The sequence below is a fragment of the Streptomyces sp. NBC_00872 genome (assembly GCF_045161915.1).
In the GTDB taxonomy this organism is placed as follows: domain Bacteria; phylum Actinomycetota; class Actinomycetes; order Streptomycetales; family Streptomycetaceae; genus Streptomyces.
In genome coordinates, this window is record NZ_CP108806.1 from 84,087 (window position 1) to 101,493 (window position 17,407).

Below are 17,407 nucleotides of genomic sequence, written 5' to 3' on the forward strand. Positions count from 1 at the left end.
CAGGGCCACGTCCGCGCCGCCGGCCGTCGCCGCGTCGGCCTCATGGTGCGGTGCGCGCTTTGTGCAAGCCCGTGGCCGGCGTGATGCTCCAGGAAGCGCGCGACTGGACGTACAGGAGTCCGGGTCTTCTTGAGGTCGCGGCCGACGCCGTGAACGACCCCTCGCCCTCGGCCAGAAGGGCTCCCGGCGTGAAGTCCGGACGCAGTTCGTGGAGGGAGAAGGCGGTCCCCTCGTACTGAGTGACCCGCAGTGGCATCCGGCCACCGGGGTGCCTGAGGACGTAGGAGCCGCTGGATCCCACTTCTTCCGTCAGGAGCGGAATGTGCTCCGCCGGATGCAGCCAGATCCGCCACGCGCGCTTGGTCACCATGTCGAGGTGTATCCGGTCGTGTCCGTCGACCGGCACGGGAACGATCGCCCGCGACAGCGTGGAGCCGTGCGTGAGGATCTTCCGGGGTCTTCCGTCCTTGCCGGGCGGGCTGGTCAGTTCGACCCAGGAACCCTCGGCTCGGGCGAGGTGGACCACCAGCAGTTCGGGGCTGCGGCGGTCTGTGCGGACGAGCTGGACTCCGGTGGAGCCACCGCTCTCCCGGCGCTGCTGCGCACCCGTGTTCTCGGGCCAGGTGTCATAGGGCGTGGAGGAAGTGGGCGAGGGAGCCGGGTGCGTTGCCGCAGCGGGTGGACGGTGGTCCGGTTTCCGCTTGTCGGCCGTCCTGGCGGCGGTGGCGGATGGGCGGGGCCGCGGAGGGGGAGCGGTCTGCCGCTCCCGTAGTCCGCTGTCGATCGGCGGTAGGCCCTCCGACAGGCGTACGGCATCGGCCGCGCACACGGCAATCGTCCGGACGGCGCCCTCGGGTGGCGCCCATCGGGCCTCCCCGGCGAAGGGTCCATGGCGGGGATCGAAGAAGCACAGCGGGCGCCGTTCCGGGCGCGGGCGCCCTTCCGTCGCGGCGTCCACACAGGCGAGCGCGTGGCGCCCTTCGTCGAGAGCACGCAATACATCAGCCGCGTCCCGGAGGTTGCGGTCACCGACGAAGTTCCGCTTGGCCTGTTCGTATGCGTCCAGCGCCCGCTGGTAGTCGGCGAGAAGCCCGTCATCGTCCGGATGGCTTCCCGGTACGAAGGAATGCCGGGCAAGTGCCTCCCCGAACGCGGTGATCTCCGCATCGACCCGGGCAAGCTCGTCCTCGCGTCTGCGTCCCCGGAAGAGACCGGTGAACGTCCCCACTATTCCGTCGGTCACACAAGTGATCGTAGTCGTACCGGCCCGGCTCAGGGGCAGCACCTGGCGCCCGCGGCCCCTTGTCCCGTCGCACCGCAAGTGTCAGTTCGTCGCGCGATACCAACCGGCGGCACAGGACAGGAAACATCGCATTCTGTGCGAGTGCAAACGCTTTGGGCTGCACAACGAGTGAACTCGTTGCACCGTGGTCCGACCGCAGCCGAAGCCCGGTCCAAGACCCACAGAAGCCTGATACCTGATCGCCTGCCCACGGATTCGTACCTCAGGGAGCCACTCTGCCTGCAGATACCCGGTGCAGTTCCGGATTCTTTCACTTCGTGACCGGTTATGACAATGCTGCATACACACCCGAACGGAGCATGCAATTCTAGGAATATCCCATTCCACTTCATCGCGGATTTCGACGCTCGAGGCGCTCGAATCTTTGCTATGGGAGAGTTTTGATGATGCGTGAGGAAGTGAGACGCTAGCGTCGTCCGTCGACGCGAGAAAGCCCCGGTGGCGTCCAACCTGTCCGGGGCCTCTCTGGGGTTGATCAAGAAAGGAACGTGAATTCCGTGCTCGATCGGTTTCGCTCTGCGGGCTCATTCGTGCCCGCAGCAGGATACGACGCTAACATTCCGCAGTTCAGGCGTGGTGAAACCCGTGTGCTGAGTACCTGGGTTGTCACGCCGGAGCTGGGCGCCTTCATCGCGCCGCTTGTCGGACCGATGGTCCTTGTCCCGGGTGTCCGGCAGGCACCGGCGGGTGCCGCGGCCACGGTGGGGGCCGTTCTCGCGGCCCGCCGCTCCCGCATCGTCCGCCTCGGTCTGCCGGCGGGCTGACGCCAGTACGCGGCCGCGAGCGGCGGGCAGTCGGCTTTGCTGCCCGCGGCCGCATGAGGTTTGAGCGCTCCGGGAGAAAAACATGACGTGTCGTTCGGGGAGGGCCCGTGCCGCCAGCAGGCCGGTATAGACAGTGCGGTCACTGCGACCGCGTGTTCGAGCAGACCGCGGGACGTGGCCGCAGACGTGAGTACTGCACGGTGGAGTGCCGCCGGCACGCGCAGCGTGAACGTGAGGGCCGGCTGTCCCAGCAGCCCTCGCACAGTCCGCTGGGGCGGCCGCTCGCGGAGGATCTGCAGGCCTTGGCGGCCGGTCTGCTGACGGCCGAGTACGGGGGGCTGGGTCTGGAGAAGCTGCTGCGGCTCGCGCGGGAGCTGGCGAAAGAGGTGGAGTGCTACACCGCCGCCGCGGTGCACGACGCGCGCGCGGCGGGTTCAGGCTGGGAGAAGGTCGCACGGGCCGCTCAGGTGAGTGTGCCGACGGCGCGGCTGAGATGGAACGAGAAGCAGGTCGTACGGATGATGCACCGGCGGGCCGCGCGGCAGCCTCTGATGGGTGTCGCGGCAGCGGAGGGGCAGAATTCGGGCGACCCTGAGCAGCCCGCGGTCCGCGCGTCGCAGCGGCTGGCGTCGGCTCTGTCCCATCTGCACCGGGCCAGCGGTCTGACCATCCGTGAGGTGGCGGAGAGGACGGGTCTGTCGGCGTCGTACGTGTCACGGATCCTGTCCGGGGAGCGGATGCCGAGTTGGTCGGTGACGGCTTCGCTTGCCCGGGTGTTCGACGGTGAAGCCGATCACCTCAGCGCGTTGTGGGCGAGCACGCATGAGGTGACGCACCCGACGAGGCATCCGTTTCCCCGGCAACTGGCCCGTCTGCAGGACGCGTTGCGCGGTCAGTATCTGGCGGCCGCCCGGCCGGATCCTTCACATCTGTGCCGGATCCGGCCCGGGGTCCTGACTCCGGAGATCGTGGAGGATCTTCTCTCCGGGGAGGAGGTGCCGGACTGGGACACGACCGGCGCCTTCGTGTCGGCGCTGGGCGGCTGGCCGGCGGACATCCGGCCGCTGTGGGAGGAAACCCACTACGCGTTCCTGATGTGGCTGCAGTCCGCGCCCGGCGGGACCCGGACGGAGACCGGCGCCGGGAACGACGAGGACGACGACCCGCCGACCGGTTGCAGTCCGCCGCGATGAGAGAAGAGGAAGGAGACATGTCCATGGTCCGGCCCTCACACGACAACAGCGGCGGCGGCTCGGCGCTCTCGCGCACGGATGCGGTGCGGGCCGATCAGCGCCCTGGTGAGCTGACGCTCTCTCTTCCGCTCGACTACATGGCTTTCTGCACCCTGCATCAGAACACGTATCTGCGTTACACCCGTGCCCGGATCGGCGACGAGGAGGTGAGCCGGACTGTCGTGCGGACCGCTCTGGGTGAACTCGCGCTGGTCTGGCCCGCGGCACTGCGCAGTTCATGTCCGGAGGCGGTGGCCTGGCAACTGCTCAGCGGCATCGTGTCGGCGGCTCTCACGGACTCGGGAGCGGTTTCGGGTCTTCGGTCCGTGCACCGGATGCTGCCCGCGGGCCCGGCGGACGCACTCCTGCTCTGCCGGGAACTGTCGCTGACGGTCAAGGAGGCGGCTGAACTCATGGGCGAGGAGGAGCCCGCGGTGCGCAGCCGGCTCTCCATGGCTCTGCGCAGCCTGCCTGTCCCCCTGGACGACCTGACGGCCGGCACGATCCGTCCGCCCGGTTCCTGACCGGCGCGTCGGCCGGTATGCGCGGCGCGCGGCGCGTACCGCGCGCGCCGCAGTGCCGTCCAGTGCCTCAGTGCGCCCCCGTAGAGGGCGTGTTACTCCTTTGTCTTCCACCGGACCGCCCCCGTCTTGCCTAGCATGTGTGTCTTGCCGACTGAGGGCTGCCGGTACCCCGCGCGCCGGTGTGGCGGGGACCGGTGTAGGACGGGGAGCGACCGCTGTCTACATCCATCGACGTGAGCGTGGCCAGCGTGGCGCGCATGTGCGACTTCTATCTCGGAGGCAAGGACAACTATCCGGCGGACCGGCGGGCGTGCGAGAGGCTCAGTGAGCGGCTGCCCGACACCCGGGCCCTGATCATCAACAACCGGCGGTTCCTGCGTCGTACGGTGCGGATACTGGCCGCCGAGTACGGGATCCGGCAGTTCATCGACCATGGCACGGGACTTCCCACGCACGACAACATCCATCAGGTCGCGCAGCGTGTCGATCCCGACAGTCATGTCGTGTACGTGGGCAACGACCCGATGGTGCTGGCCCATGGCCGGGCCCTGCTGGAGCAGGAGGACAGCACGGCGGTCGTCCAGGCCGATCCGCGGGACACCGACGGTGTCTTCTCCGATCCGGACACGGAGCGGCTGATCGACTTCACCCGGCCGGTGGCGGTGCTGTTCGTCTCGGTGATGCACTGCGTACCCGACGGCGACAGCACGCCCGCGGACCTCGTACGCCGGGTCGCCGCGCGTCTGGCGCCGGGGAGCTTCCTGGTGGTCTCCCAGCTGGTCAGTGAGCGTGAGGACGTCCGGGAGTTCGTCAACGGTCTGATGCTGGACAGCACGGGCGGACGCTGGGGCCGGGTACGGGAGAAGGGCGACGTACGGGAATTCTTCGCGGGGCTGGACGTACTGGACCCGGGTCTGGTCGAGGTGTCGTCCTGGCGGCCCGATTCGGAGGTCGTCCCGCGGCAGCGCTCCCATGAGTGGATCGAGTACGGCGGTGTCGGGCGAATCGGCTCGGCGCGATGACGGAGCCGGGCCGGCGCTGTATTCCGCGGTGATGGCGGGGCGGCGGCGTCGAGCCCCGGAGGGAGTCGTTCCGGGCACTCGGCCGGACCTCTCCGGTGTTCCTGTCCGCGCTCAACCACTGCCCGGGGGCACGCTCAACCACCGCGGGGCGGGGCTGGTGTGCTCAACCACCGCTGCGCGAAGTGGTGTCGGGTCAGGGGTAGCGCTCGCGCAGCGTCCGCCGGAGCAGTTCGCGGGTGTCCTTGGGGTTCAGGGACTCGTCGGCGAGGCGGTCCAGGACCAGCCGGTACTCCTGAGTCTCTTCCGGCTCTTCGAGGAAGACCGCGCTCTTGATCTGTTCGAGATAGACGATGTCCGGCAGGTCCCGCGCGGGGAAACGCAGATAGGTGATGGGCATGCCGGGTGACGAAGCGTCGGTGAGGTCCAGCGGGACCACCTGAAGGGTCACGTTCGGCCAGTGGGACTTCTCCACCAGATGCTCCAGCTGCTCGCGCATCACCTCACGGCTGCCGAGCACACGGTGGAGGACCGCCTCGTCGATCACCGCCCACAGACGCGGCGCGTCCGGCCTCGACAGGATTGCCTGCCTGCGCATCCTCAGTTCGGTACGGCGCTCGACCTCGGCCTGCGACGCCATGGGGAGTCCGCGCCGGGTTACCGCACGGGCATAGGCGGGGGTCTGCAGAAGCCCGGGAACGAAGTGCACCTCGAACGTGCGGATGGCGGCCGTCGCCTCCTGCAGTCCGATGAGGCGCTCGGACCACTCCGGCATCAGCCGGTTGTCGTACCGCTGCCACCAGCCCGGCTCGGACGAGCGGCGCAGCAGCTGCAGCAGGACGGACCTCTCGTAGTCGTCCGCGCCATACAGGCTCAGCAGGGCGACGACGGTGGTCTCCGACGCGGGTTTGCGGCTTCTGCCCGTCTCGATGCGGCAGAGTTTCGACGCGCTGCACCTGAGGTGCCGACCGACGTCCTGCTGGGTCATGCCCGCGTCTTTGCGCATTCCCGCCAGCTGGGCTCCGACGAGCATCTTGAGGAGAGTGGGTGCGGGGTCGGGTCTGCTGAGATAGGGCTCAAGATAAGCGACACGGTGCGGCTCGGCGGCGGACATGCGGGCTCCAGCTCAACGACAGGGAACAGGACCGCAGTTTCCCATCCCGGAACCCGCACCGTACACGAAAGGGATTAAGTCCGGACCCGTACCGGCCTACAACAGATGATCGAAATCTCCGTCCTTCACACCGGCGAGGAATGCCGTGACCTCCGCCGCCGTGTACACAAGCGCCGGCCCCTGCGGATCACGGGAGTTGCGAACGGCGACGCTCCCGCCCGGCAGGGGCGCCAACTCGACGCAGTTCCCTTCCGCGGCGCTGCGACGGCTCTTGACCCACATGACATCCAGAGAACTGGCCGCGACACCATTACCGACTGACTGCATGACACCTGCTTCCGCACATGATTTCGACAATTCCCGCGACCGAATCTCGAAGTACACGTGTCGGCCGGGGACATGCGTGTTCGATATCGATAGCGGACTCGCTGCAATTTCTTCTGCAATTGCATGAGACTTGCTGACAGCGTGGATACTAGCTTCGTCGGCCGGGTAAGCCCGGTGCCGCGATCAGGCACCTCGTCGGGGAGGAAACGTGCCACCACACACAGCGACTACAAGAACCCGGGCCGATCGCGCTGAAACAGCGCCTCTGATGCCGCGGACCGGTTCACCCGAACGGGGCACTCCCCCTCCCCCCATCACCCCCGACTGGGGACTCCAACTGAGGATCAGCGCGCCCGGATTCACCGCACGCCGCATCACCCGCCGGCCCCAGGCCCTCACCCGTGCCAGGACGTTCGCCCGCCGCACCCTCCATGGCTGGGACCTCGACCGCTTCGCCGACGACGCCCTCACCATCACCGGCGAACTAGTCGGCAACGCCATCCGCCACGCCCTGCACGAACCAGGAACCGGCGAAGACATCGCCTGGCTGGGCCTCATCCGCAACCCCACCCACCTGGTCTGCGCCGTCACCGACCCCAGCGACGCGCTCCCCGCGCCACGGTCCCCCGCTCAACTGCTCGACGAGAACGGCCGCGGCCTGCACATCGTCGAAGCACTCGCGGAAAGATGGGGGTACACCCCGCACCCCACCGGCAAAACGGTCTGGGCAGTCCTGCCGACCTGGCCCCATCACTAAGGGCTTGTCGCGCCTCGGGTAGCCGGGCTGGACTCCGGTGGCCGCGGGAACGAGTGTCCAGGTTGTCCCAGAGCACTAACTATTCGCCAGTACTATCGATCTGTCCAGTACGGCTGTATTCTGGAGTCATGACCACAGCAACCGGGGCCCGTCAGGGCGTGCCCGATCCCGCATCCGATCCGGAGGCGTCGGTCTTTCCTCGGGGCTGTCCGTCGCGCACGGTGATGGAGGAACTGGCCAACAAGTGGGTGATGCTTGTCCTGCTGGCCCTGCGTGACTCCGACTACCGGTTCAACGCACTGCGTCGGCGAGTCGAAGGTGTCAGCGAGAAGATGCTTTCCCAGACGCTGCAGACCCTTGAGCGCGATGGGATGGTGACTCGTCATGTGCGCACGGCCATTCCGCCGTGCGTCGAGTATTCGATCACCCCGCTGGGGGCGAAAATCGCAGATCGGTTGCGTGGGCTCGTCGATCTGGTGGAGGCGTCGGTCACCACGGTGTTCGCGGCCCGCGATGCCTATGACGCCCGCCGGCCCTGACGCAAGCAGGCAGGTGGGCATATGACGGCGGATGCTTGGTGGAACGCGTTGCCCGAGTCGGTGCGTGAACGGGTGGACGGCTTCGTCCTCAATGACCGTCGCCTGCACGCGGTCCGGGAAGTACTGGAAGCGGTTCAGGCCCTGCCGGAGGGGCCTCCGACGCCGCGGCCGGGCCTGCACGGCTGCCAGGAGATGGTGACGGCCCGATATCAGGCCCTCGCAGACCGGATCGCCCCTCGGCTGGTTCCACCGCGCGATACGGAGACGCTGGCCGCCAGGATCGGCCAACAGTCCGGGCGGCCGGCCGCGTTGGAAGCGCTGTGGGACGGGGACACCGACGGCTGGATGGTTGACCTCGTCGCCGTCTTCGACGCCCCGCGGAGCGAGGTCAGACTGGCGACGATCCGTCACGGATCTGATCTCCGCCTCTTCGATGGACAGGTACCGCCCTGGCCCGAGGCGCAGGAAGCCATACGAATCGGTACCGCCCTCGCGGAACGTTTCGATGTGCCCTTCCACTTCGCCAGTCCCGACGAGCCCGACGACCAGGCGATCCGCTGGCGGGCCACCCTCTGAATCGCCCCGTCCGGCCCTCGGCACCACGTACGTTTTGAGCGTTCCTCAGCCGGGGCTACGCGTGCGCGTAAAGCGGTCGGAGTCCATGGAGGGTCGTTCCGCCGGAAGGAGCTGGACGACACCCACCCACGGAAACTCGCCTGTCTTGTGGAACGCGCGAACGCTCCAGCGTCCTGCGGGCACCGGAATCGCGGCCTGTTCCGGCAGACCTCCGCGGTCGGGGTACTCCACGGCGAGGTCAGCTCCGGCCTCGGCGGAGTCCATGAGAACCGCCGCTCCGTCGGTCTCCCAGATCCCGCAGTCCTCCCAGTCGGTGGCGGGATCGTCCAGGACGGCCCCGGCGGCTTCGAGGAGCTCGGCTTCGGAGTCGGCGGCGAGCCGGCGCAGGAAGACGCGCTGCTCGGGCAGGTAGCGGGTCGTGGCAGGCTCGTCGGCCAGCACCAACGCGGCAGCTCCGGTGCCGACGCTGATCACCCCGGCCCATCCCTCCACGTCACAGGCGCGGTCGTAGTCGTCGGAGACCGCGGTGCCGCCGAGGATCACTCCGTCTTCCGTGCAGCCGCTCCACCGGTCCAGCGCGGAGGCCGGGACAACGATCAGCGGACCGCCCATCGACCGCACCCAGGACGGATCGGCGTGGACGTGGCGACCGGCATCGCGGGATTCGTTCATACGAGCAGTGTGCCCTTGGCCACTGACAACGCCTGACGGCCCCGTTCCGCGCGGACGCCTATCCGGACCCACCGATCGTCGCTCTCCTTCCGGGACCGTACCTACCGCACCCGCCGCACCCGCCGCACCTACCGGACCGGCCGGCCCGCGGACCGCCACGGCCGGGTGGCGGGGCGCGGGATCGTCACGGTCAAGTCCGCCCGGTCTGCCCGTGGGCAGGGGCGCTGAAGGTCAGATGGGCGGGATCGAGTGCTCGCAAGAAGTCCGAGGCGTCGAAGAGTTCTCCCGCGGCGGCCACGCCGATCCTGTCGACCCGGCCGTCGATGATCCGTGCTGCCGCCTCCACGACGATGGGGGCGGTGACCGCGTAGATGTCGTGGCCGGACGCCGTCGCCCGGCGGAGGGCGCCGGCCCTGCGCGCGACGACGTCGACGAGGAAGGTCTGTGCCGAGCGTCCGTCGGCGTCCACCGCCGTGGGCGGGGGCGTCGCGGGGTCGCTCAGATCGCGAAGGGGCGCCTCGTTGATACAGACGCGGATCTCCGGCACTCGCAGATGGCGGGAGATGGTGACCTGGTCGGCCGTGGAGAGCTCGGTGACCTTCTGGACGCCCAGCGGGGGCGGGAAATGCCAAGAGTAGGTCCGCGGCGGGCCCTCGGGCGGGGTGAGACGGTTACCGGTGAACACGAGGTGCCGGCCGGCGTTGCGTCGTACCGTCTTACGCGTTCCCCGGGTCGGCTGCCAGCTGTCGAGGGCGATCGCGACCGTGATGTCGTCGGCGTCCGGCCAGTCGCCCATCGCCGCGCAGGCCAGCAGATCGCCCAACCCGCCGTAGAACGCCATCGACGGCGCGACCACCACGCCCGCGTCCCGGGCCTGGCGGGCGCGCCGCTCGAACGTCTCCAAGGTGACGGCCTGCTCGGCGGCCACGTCGAGATAGGGGATACCTGCGCGCAGTGCCGCGTCGAGCACGGCGGGCGCGGTGTCGGCGAAGGGACCGGCGCAGTTGATGACCGCCGCCGCGCCCGACAGCGCGCGGTCCAGGGACGGTGGATCGACGAGGGACGCGACCCGGGTCCGTGCCCCGGGGTGGGCCTGGGCGGCGGAGTGGAGCTTGGCGGCGTCGCGGCCGACGAGGAGAGGGGTGCGGTTACGCCGGCGAAGCTCCCCGATGACGAAGGCGGCGGTGTGCCCGTACGCGCCGACGACCGCGATCGTCCCATGGTGTCTGTTCATGCGGCCATGCTCACGGCCGTGGACGCCGGACACGAGTGGCCGAAACGACGAGATGCGTACACTTTCGGACATGACATCTGTGGTGCTGGCGCTCTACGACGGGGCCATGCTGTTCGAGACCGCCGCGGCCTGTGAGGTGTTCGGTGTCGACCGCGGACTGGCCGACGCGTGGTACGACTTCCGGGTCTGCGGGCCGCGGGAGGCCCGGCTGGGCGGCTGGCTGCGGGTCGACACCCCCCATGGGTTCGACGCCCTCGCGGACGCGGACACCGTCATCGTCCCGGCCTGCGCCGACGTCGAGGCCGATCCGCCTGCCGATCTCGTGGACGCCGTGCGCGCGGCCCATGACCGGGGCGCCCGGCTCGTGTCCCTGTGCACCGGGGCGTTCGTACTGGCCGCGGCGGGGGTGCTCGACGGCCGTCGCGCCACCACGCACTGGGAGCACACCGCCGCGCTCGCGGCCCGCTACCCCCGCGTCCAGGTCGACCCGGACGTCCTCTACATCGATGACCGGGGTGTGCTGACCTCGGCCGGCAAGGCCGCCGGAATGGATCTGTGTCTGCACATCGTCACCGCCGACCACGGCGCCGCGGTCGCCAACGCGCTGGCCCGCCGGCTGGTGGTCCCGGCCCGTCGCGCCGGCGGCCAGGCCCAGTTCATCGCCGTACCGGCGGTCGCCGACACCGGCCACGCGTTCTCGGATCTGCTGGACTGGGTGAGCGAGCGGCTGCACGAGCCGTTGACCGTACCCGACCTGGCCCGCCAGGTGAATATGAGCACCCGGAACCTGACCCGCCGCTTCACCGCGGTCACCGGCACCACTCCCCTGCGCTGGCTGCACACCCAGCGCATCCACCGGGCCCAGGAACTCCTCGAAACCACCGACGACAGCGTCGAACTCATCGCCGCGCGCACCGGTATGGGTACCGCGGCCACCTTGCGCCGGCACTTCCACCGTGCCCTCGGTGTGCCTCCGGACATCTACCGGCGCACATTCCGCAACCACCGTGCTCCCACCACGACATGGGCTCAGGCGTGACGATGCCCCGGCGCCGGCGACGTCGTGCTCGGGTGCGCGGTCGGAAGGCGGCCTGCCCGGCCCCGGCGGGCCGCTCCGGCGGACGGCTCCGGCGAACCGCACCGGCGGTCCACTGCGGCTGCCGTGGTTCGTGTCAGGCCGGTTCCGCGTACCGTGAGCCGGCGAAGTACCGCGTCACCGCCTCCACTTCGTCGCCGTCGCGCAGTCGCCGCAGTTCGACCAGAGGGTAGGTCTGATGGCCGTCGACCATGTCGCGCGGCAGGCCGAAGGAGTGTCCGGGCACCGGCCACAGCAGCAGCCACGGATGCTTCTCCATGGCGCCCGGTCTGCGGGCCACGGTGACGGCGACCACCTGGTCCCAGCGGATCGCCACCTCCGGGTCGCCGAAGTTCCCCACCGACAGACCCTCGGGGCCGATGCGCAGCCTCAGGGGTCGCACCCACCTCCGGAAGGACACCAGGCTCCAGGTCCAGCCCAGCACCGTGCTCAACGGCCCCAGCGCCACCACCGGTTCGGACACCGAGGAGACACCTTCGGTGATCAGCAGAATCGTCATGACCGTCCCGGTCACCGCGACGGCCAGCGCCGCCAGAAGCCGGGCCCCGGTACGACGCCGTGCGACGAAGGCCCGGGGCTCCCGGGCGGCGGCCCGCGCGGCCGGCCGGGGCCCTGGCGCGTCGGCCAGCGGGCCGAAGCCGGGACCCTGCACCGTGATGGGTCCGGGCGCCACCGCACGGCGCAGCCCGTGGGGCGCCCCCTCGAAACGCGGCCCCGCGTACCGGGTCAGCGCCCCGATCAGCGCGTCGACGCCCTGGTCGAGTTCGGCGGTGTCGACCAGGTCGTACGCTCTGCGCCCGTTCCCGGTGAACGCGCGCCCGACCGGCAGGTCCGCTCCCTGGACGGGGTAGACCCGGAGACGGGGTGGCCGCGGGACGGCCATGCGCTCGTCGCCCTCCGTGGTGTCCGCCCTGCTGTAGTGGAGGGCCACACCTTCGATCTGTCCCCAGGCGAGACCGCCCTCGTGCAGGGTGATCCCGTAGCCGTCGATACGCAGACCGAACGGGCGCCGCGCGCGGCGCAGATCCCTCGCCCCGGCGAGGACCGCCAGGCCGGTGAGTGCCATCGCGAGGAACGCCGGAGTGCGGGCCTCGCCCTTCGCCAGGACCGCCCACACCACCGCTCCGGCCTCCAGGCAGAGGCCCCATCCCACCCAGCGTCTGCCGCTCGCGCGCAACCGGCCGCTTCTCGTGAACTCCATCTGCCAACCGCCCCCCGCCGCCACCGCGGCCCCCTGCTGTCCTCGCCGCCCCGGCGCCTCGCGGGCCCGGCCGGACCCGTCGCTGCCCCTGCCTTCCCCCTTTCGGACGCCGTGGCACGCACCGCACGGGCGAACGCGAGACGAACGAGCGGCGACGGTTCGGCACTCCTCGCGGGTCAGTCCCCCGCTCGCTCCTCCGGGGGCAAGGAGCCGGCCCCGGCGGGCCGCCGCCCGGTATTCGGGTGGAGCGGATCGATGGAGCGGAGGCTCCCGTTCGCCCTCGTGACGAGTGAGCCGCCGGTCCGCATCGGGAACGCTCCCTCCGACGAACCGAAGGCGCTTGTGCCCATGGCGGTGGTCTGCCACCGCTTGCGGCCCGTCCGCAGGTCCAGGGCGACCAACCGCCCGCTGTAGCTGGACAGATGGACCGCGCCCTCCCGTTCGGAGGCGATCGGCGGTCCCAGCAGGTCCACGGCTGTGTCCTCGCTCCACAACCGGTCACCCGTCGTCGTGTCGACCGCGGTGACACGGCCGGTGTCCTGGACGAAGAAGAGGCGGTCTCCGGCCAGTGTCGCGGCGCCGACCGGGCGCTCGGACAGCTTCACCGTCCGTCTGCTGCCCGTCCGGACGTCGACACGCAGCAGGGAACGGAACCGCTCTTCCGGTACGGCCCCGGCGTCCGGGACCAGTACGATCAGGTCGCCGCCGTCGAGCCCGACCGCGATGGCGAGACCCTTCATATGGATGATCTCCTCCGGGGTTCCGTTCCCGGGGTCCAGACGCAGGAAAGTGGTCCCCTCCTCCGGGGTGCCGGAACACGCGGCATACGGCGCGTCGTCGAAGACCAGAGGCTGGCAGAGCGGCCCGCCACCGGGCCACGGCGTCGACCACAGCTCGGCGCCGGTGGCGGCGTCGCGCCCGACGAGCGAACCGTCCCCGATGCCGTCGCTGGAGAGCACCGCGCGGCCGAAGAACGCCACCCTGCCCGTGAAGACCGCCCGTCTCGTCCAGATCTCCTTCCCCGTATCCGCGTCCAGGACGATGAGATCCTGCCTCTGCGAACCGTCCGGGGAAGCGGGGCCGCGCAGCAGCACGCGCCCGGCCCGCACATCGATACCGCTGGACGCCCCGGGATCGGAGGACGGCACCCGCCAGTCGACGCGTCCGGACGCGGCGTCGATCCGCGCCGCGTGGAAGCGGTCCCCGTTGCAGTAGACGGCGAGTTCGTACGCCCGGCAGTCCGTGAAAGCATCGGGTTCCCCGTTCGCGCCGGACAGCGTCAGCTCCCACGAGTGCCAGCCCGCGGGCAGTGCGGCCTCCCGCGCCGGGGAGGACCGGCCGACGCCCGCCGAAGGCACGGCGAGTGGCCGGTCGTCCGTCGGCCCCCCGGTGTCCCGGATGCCGGCCAGCACCAGCACGCCCGCCCCGAGACCGGCCACGGTGACCACGGCCGCCAGAGCGAGCGACGACCTGCCGCGCAACAGACGTGACAAGGGCCGCGACAAGAGCGGTGACAAGGGCGTTGACAAGGGACGTAACCGTCCCGGACCCGAGGACGGCCCGGCCGCGGGACCCGGGGCATCGTCCCCGGCCGCGAGCCCCTCCTCGGACAACTCGCCGAGCATCCGGGCCAGTTCTTCCAGATCCGGCCGGCCCGACGGGTCCTTGTCGAGACACCGTTCGACAACCCCGCGCAGTGGGGGCGCCACACGGTCCAGAACGGGCTGCTCGTGCACCACCTGATACATCGTCAGGTACGGACTCTCCGCGTCGAAGGGCCCGTGACCGGTGGCCGCGTACACCAGCAGCGCCCCGAGCGAGAAGATGTCCGAGGCGGCGGTCACCTCACGCGGACGGCTCAGCGCTTCCGGCGACATGAACGGCGGTGTGCCCATGATGTGCCCGGTGAACGTGAGCGACTCGTGATCGACCGCCCGCGAGATCCCGAAGTCGATGACCCTCGGTCCGTCGGGCGCCATCAGCACGTTCGCCGGCTTCAGATCGCGGTGCACCACGTCCACACGGTGGATGTCGCCCAGCGCCTCCACCAGCCCCCGGGCCAGCCGCAGCACCTCCACCGCCGGCAGCGGCCCCTGCTTGTCCACCCGGTCCGACAACGTGGGAGCTGGCACGTACAGCGTGGCCATCCACGGCAGCCCGGCATCGGGATCGGCGTCCACCACCGAGGCGGTGAACGCGCCACTGACCCGTCTGACCGCCGCCACTTCCTGCCGGAAGCGGATCCTGAACTCCTCGTTCTGGGCGAACTGCGCGTGCACGACCTTGACCGCCACCTGTCTGCCGGACGCGGAGCGCGCCAGATAGACCACTCCCATACCACCGGACCCGAGCCGGTCCAGAAGCTGATACCCACCGACCGAATCCGGATCCACCGCACCCAGCGGCACCCGCTCACACCCTTTCGCCGCTACCCCGTCTTCCGCCCGCGTCATGACCGGCGACCGCCCATGCCGTGTCATCCCGTGGAATCGGCCGGTAACCCTATCCCGAACACCCGTCGAACCGCGAGGAGTTGTCCCAACGGAAATCGTGTCCCGAGTGCTCGGGCCGCCCGGACCGAGGGCGGTGAGGGCAGCGAGGGCTCGTCGTGTGAGCGGGTGCCTCGTCCCGGCCGCCCGGTCAGAGAGCCGCGGGCCGGAGTCCGGTGGTCACGGCGGAGCCGGGGGCGGTGGCGGGCCGGGGCACGTCGCGGGCGACCGCCAGCGGCTTGGCGTAGCAGCGGCTGAGCTCGTGGAAGCGGTAGTGGCCGAACTTGGCGCTGGATTCGTAGCCGCTGGACGTGTAGAGGGAGATGGCCTCCGGCTGTTTGGTGCCGGTCTCCAGAACCATGCGGGTACGGCCCGCGGCGCGGGCGTCGTCCTCCAGGGCCGCCAGCACCAGCCGGGCCAGACCGCGGCCGCGCGCCTCCGGGATCACGTACATGCGCTTGATCTCCGCGTCACCGTCCGCGTACCCCTCGTCGTTCTCGTCCTGGCTCCGCCAGCCGCCGGTGGCGACCGGGGTGCCCTGGTCGTCGTAGGCGATCAGGTACAGGCCCTGCGGCGGCTGGAACATGGCCGGGTCGAGGGGTGTGGCGTCGCCCTCGTGGCCATACCGCTCGGCGTACTCGAGCTGCACGCGGTCATTGAGCTCGACGGCGTCGGGGTGGCCGAAGGAGACACGTTGTATATTCATACAACCGATCGTACTTCCATGCGATCGAAGTGCTGAGCGATTATTTTCTCACACCGCACAGGCCCGCGTCCTCGGCCCTCGGCCGGGTGCCAAGGACCGAGGACGCGTCATCCGTCGTCATGACATCCGTCGGCGTCGTCTCACTCCGCGTAGACGCTCAGTCCGGAGAGCTGGCCCGCGGGCCAGCCGGTGTTCGCCGTGAACTGCACACGTACGTAACGTGCCGACAGCCCGGAGGCGAGGGCGAGCGTCACGCTGTTGCCGGTCGCCGGGTCGAAGACATGCGCGGCCTGGGCGCTCAGCGGGGAGAAGGGCGTGTTCTCCGCCGCGCCGAGGACGGACAGGGTCTGGGTGCGGGCGGACCAGGCGGGGTTCGGCGGGAGGGACAGTACGATCCGTTTCACCGGCCGGACGGAGCCGAGGTCGACCTGGATCCACTGCGGGAAGGCGTTGTTGGGGCTCTCCCAGTAGGTGTTGGCGTCACCGTCGACGGCGTTGCCCGGACCGTAGTTCTGCGTCTGGCCGCTCGCGCTCGCCGGCTTGGCGCGCGCGAGGTCGCCGGTGGGTGGCGGGGTGGTGCCGCCGCCGGTCGGTGTGGGGCGGGTGGCGGTCAGTGCGAGCTGGCCCTTCAGCATCCGGCCGCCGTCACCGGTGAGCCGCAGATAATAGTCCGACGAGCACGCCGTGCCGTCCTCGTCCAGGGCCCGGATGCCCGAACCCACCGGGATCTGGGAGGCGTTCTCGGCGGTCTTCGCGATCTGGTTGCCCTCGTTGAACTCGTCGAACATGGAGATGTAGATCCCCGCGACACCGAGACGGCACATGTTGTAGAACTGCCGCCACATGAAGTCGCCGTGCGCGCGGTGTCCCGACTGGAGATCGCCTGGCAGTACACAGGGCTGGTAGTCGATCCCGTAGGCGTCGCAGTGTGCCTGGTCGGGCCCGTTGACGTTGGCGTAGAAGTTGTCGGCGCCCGCGACGTTCCCGATCCGGCCGACCATCCACGGCGAGAGCATGTCGAACGCGTGATAGACGTCCAGATATCCGGCCCGTGAGTCCTCGTTGCCGCTCCGCCAGTGCGTGGGCACCCCGCCCATCACATAACAGCCCTGCGCCTTGAACCAGTTGACGACATCCAGACACACCGCGGCCGACCAGGTCTTGTTGGGCTCGTTGAAGCCGAAACCCCAGATACCGACCACCGGTTTGCCGTTCTGCCGGGCGTAGGCCGGGGACTCGGTGTACACCCTCATCTTCTCGATCCAGTCCGCCTTCATCTCCGGCTGCATATTCGTCCAGGCGGTGGCGTCGTACATGATGTAGAACTTCCGCCCGTACTTCTCGGCGGCGCTCCGCACCTTCCCCGCCATGGCGTCCCGTGTCGCGCCCTCGCCACCGTTGGGGTTGAAGCGCTGGAGAGCGGCGGTGTCCAGGCCGTACTGCTGCATCCACGAGAAGTGCGTGTCGACGGTCTGCTGGTCGTACGAGGAGAACAGCGTGGCCGGCTGCCCGCTGCCGAGCGCCGGATAGGCGGTCCGGTAGGTATGGGTGTAGTCGCGTACGTCGGGCCAGCTCACGATCGCGGTGTTGCTGGGGGACGGTGACTGGCCCCAGTTCTGCGACCAGTGCCACCAGCCGTTGATCGGCGCACCGTCACCGGAGCAGGCGAACCAGCCCTGGTAACCGACGGTGATCTTGCCTACGACGTCCCCGGGCGGGGAGGCCGCCTGCGCGCTCTGGGCCTGGACACCCAGGCCCACCGCCGCTCCGGTGCCGGCCAGTGCGGACGCGATGACGGTCCGTCGGGAAACGACCATGGGGGGGTTCCTCGCATTCGGCTCTGCGTATGGACGT

The 17,407-nt window shown here is 69.8% G+C and carries 17 protein-coding genes; 8 read left to right on the top strand and 9 right to left on the bottom strand.

Translation table 11 applies throughout. The annotated features are described in order from the left end of the window. Positions 1-40 precede the first annotated feature (40 nt). A complete protein-coding gene (locus OG214_RS00460) occupies positions 41-1,243 on the bottom strand; it encodes a hypothetical protein (protein WP_405983343.1) in 1,203 nt (400 codons plus the stop codon). Between the two features lie 647 nt (positions 1,244-1,890). On the opposite strand from OG214_RS00460, the gene OG214_RS00465 reads away from it, so the two are divergent. The 4 genes from OG214_RS00465 (at position 1,891) to OG214_RS00480 (ending at position 4,845) form a co-directional block, all read left to right on the top strand. Continuing rightward, a complete protein-coding gene (locus OG214_RS00465) occupies positions 1,891-2,067 on the top strand; it encodes a hypothetical protein (protein ID WP_405983344.1) in 177 nt (58 codons plus the stop codon). Between the two features lie 152 nt (positions 2,068-2,219). After that, positions 2,220-3,260 (top strand): helix-turn-helix domain-containing protein, encoded by a 1,041-nt coding sequence (locus OG214_RS00470; protein WP_405983345.1) that lies wholly within the window; start codon positions 2,220-2,222, stop codon positions 3,258-3,260. 23 nt (positions 3,261-3,283) lie between these two features. Then, complete coding sequence (locus tag OG214_RS00475; RefSeq protein ID WP_405983346.1) at positions 3,284-3,823, top strand: sigma factor-like helix-turn-helix DNA-binding protein; 540 nt, start codon at positions 3,284-3,286, stop codon at positions 3,821-3,823. Between the two features lie 215 nt (positions 3,824-4,038). Then, entirely contained in the window at positions 4,039-4,845 is an 807-nt protein-coding gene (locus OG214_RS00480) for an SAM-dependent methyltransferase (RefSeq protein ID WP_405987392.1), read from the top strand. Positions 4,846-5,038: 193 nt separating this feature from the next. Here the strand turns inward: OG214_RS00480 and OG214_RS00485 are convergent, their stop codons facing one another. After that, positions 5,039-5,956, bottom strand: coding sequence for a helix-turn-helix transcriptional regulator (locus OG214_RS00485; protein ID WP_363083400.1), 918 nt, complete (start codon positions 5,954-5,956; stop codon positions 5,039-5,041). 96 nt (positions 5,957-6,052) lie between these two features. Further along, a complete protein-coding gene (locus OG214_RS00490; protein WP_363083409.1) occupies positions 6,053-6,283 on the bottom strand; it encodes a DUF397 domain-containing protein in 231 nt (76 codons plus the stop codon). A gap of 268 nt (positions 6,284-6,551) precedes the next feature. On the opposite strand from OG214_RS00490, the gene OG214_RS00495 reads away from it, so the two are divergent. From OG214_RS00495 to OG214_RS00505, 3 genes are all read left to right on the top strand, one after another. Then, positions 6,552-7,040, top strand: coding sequence for an ATP-binding protein (locus tag OG214_RS00495; protein ID WP_363083401.1), 489 nt, complete (start codon positions 6,552-6,554; stop codon positions 7,038-7,040). 128 nt (positions 7,041-7,168) lie between these two features. Continuing rightward, a complete protein-coding gene (locus OG214_RS00500; protein ID WP_405983347.1) occupies positions 7,169-7,579 on the top strand; it encodes a winged helix-turn-helix transcriptional regulator in 411 nt (136 codons plus the stop codon). 21 nt (positions 7,580-7,600) lie between these two features. Further along, positions 7,601-8,155 carry a hypothetical protein gene (locus OG214_RS00505; RefSeq protein ID WP_405983348.1) on the top strand — a complete coding sequence of 185 codons (555 nt, stop codon included), beginning with the start codon at positions 7,601-7,603 and terminating at the stop codon, positions 8,153-8,155. 45 nt (positions 8,156-8,200) lie between these two features. Here OG214_RS00505 and OG214_RS00510 read toward each other — a convergent pair whose 3' ends face one another. Beyond that, a complete protein-coding gene (locus OG214_RS00510; protein ID WP_405983349.1) occupies positions 8,201-8,827 on the bottom strand; it encodes an Imm21 family immunity protein in 627 nt (208 codons plus the stop codon). 190 nt (positions 8,828-9,017) lie between these two features. Next, positions 9,018-10,061, bottom strand: a complete 1,044-nt coding sequence (locus OG214_RS00515; RefSeq protein ID WP_405983350.1) for a saccharopine dehydrogenase family protein — start codon at positions 10,059-10,061, stop codon at positions 9,018-9,020. Positions 10,062-10,131: 70 nt separating this feature from the next. Between OG214_RS00515 and OG214_RS00520 the strand changes: the two genes are divergently transcribed. Then, positions 10,132-11,100, top strand: coding sequence for a helix-turn-helix domain-containing protein (locus OG214_RS00520; protein WP_405983351.1), 969 nt, complete (start codon positions 10,132-10,134; stop codon positions 11,098-11,100). Positions 11,101-11,233: 133 nt separating this feature from the next. Here OG214_RS00520 and OG214_RS00525 read toward each other — a convergent pair whose 3' ends face one another. From OG214_RS00525 to OG214_RS00540, 4 genes are all read right to left on the bottom strand, one after another. After that, positions 11,234-12,358 carry a hypothetical protein gene (locus tag OG214_RS00525; protein ID WP_405983352.1) on the bottom strand — a complete coding sequence of 375 codons (1,125 nt, stop codon included), beginning with the start codon at positions 12,356-12,358 and terminating at the stop codon, positions 11,234-11,236. Between the two features lie 176 nt (positions 12,359-12,534). Continuing rightward, a complete protein-coding gene (locus OG214_RS00530) occupies positions 12,535-14,766 on the bottom strand; it encodes a serine/threonine-protein kinase (RefSeq protein WP_405983353.1) in 2,232 nt (743 codons plus the stop codon). A 232-nt stretch (positions 14,767-14,998) separates the two neighbouring features. Further along, positions 14,999-15,553 carry a GNAT family N-acetyltransferase gene (locus OG214_RS00535; protein ID WP_405983354.1) on the bottom strand — a complete coding sequence of 185 codons (555 nt, stop codon included), beginning with the start codon at positions 15,551-15,553 and terminating at the stop codon, positions 14,999-15,001. A gap of 140 nt (positions 15,554-15,693) precedes the next feature. Further along, on the bottom strand, positions 15,694-17,370 hold the full coding sequence (locus tag OG214_RS00540) for a discoidin domain-containing protein (protein WP_405983355.1): 1,677 nt from the start codon (positions 17,368-17,370) through the stop codon (positions 15,694-15,696). Between the last annotated feature and the right edge of the window lie 37 nt (positions 17,371-17,407).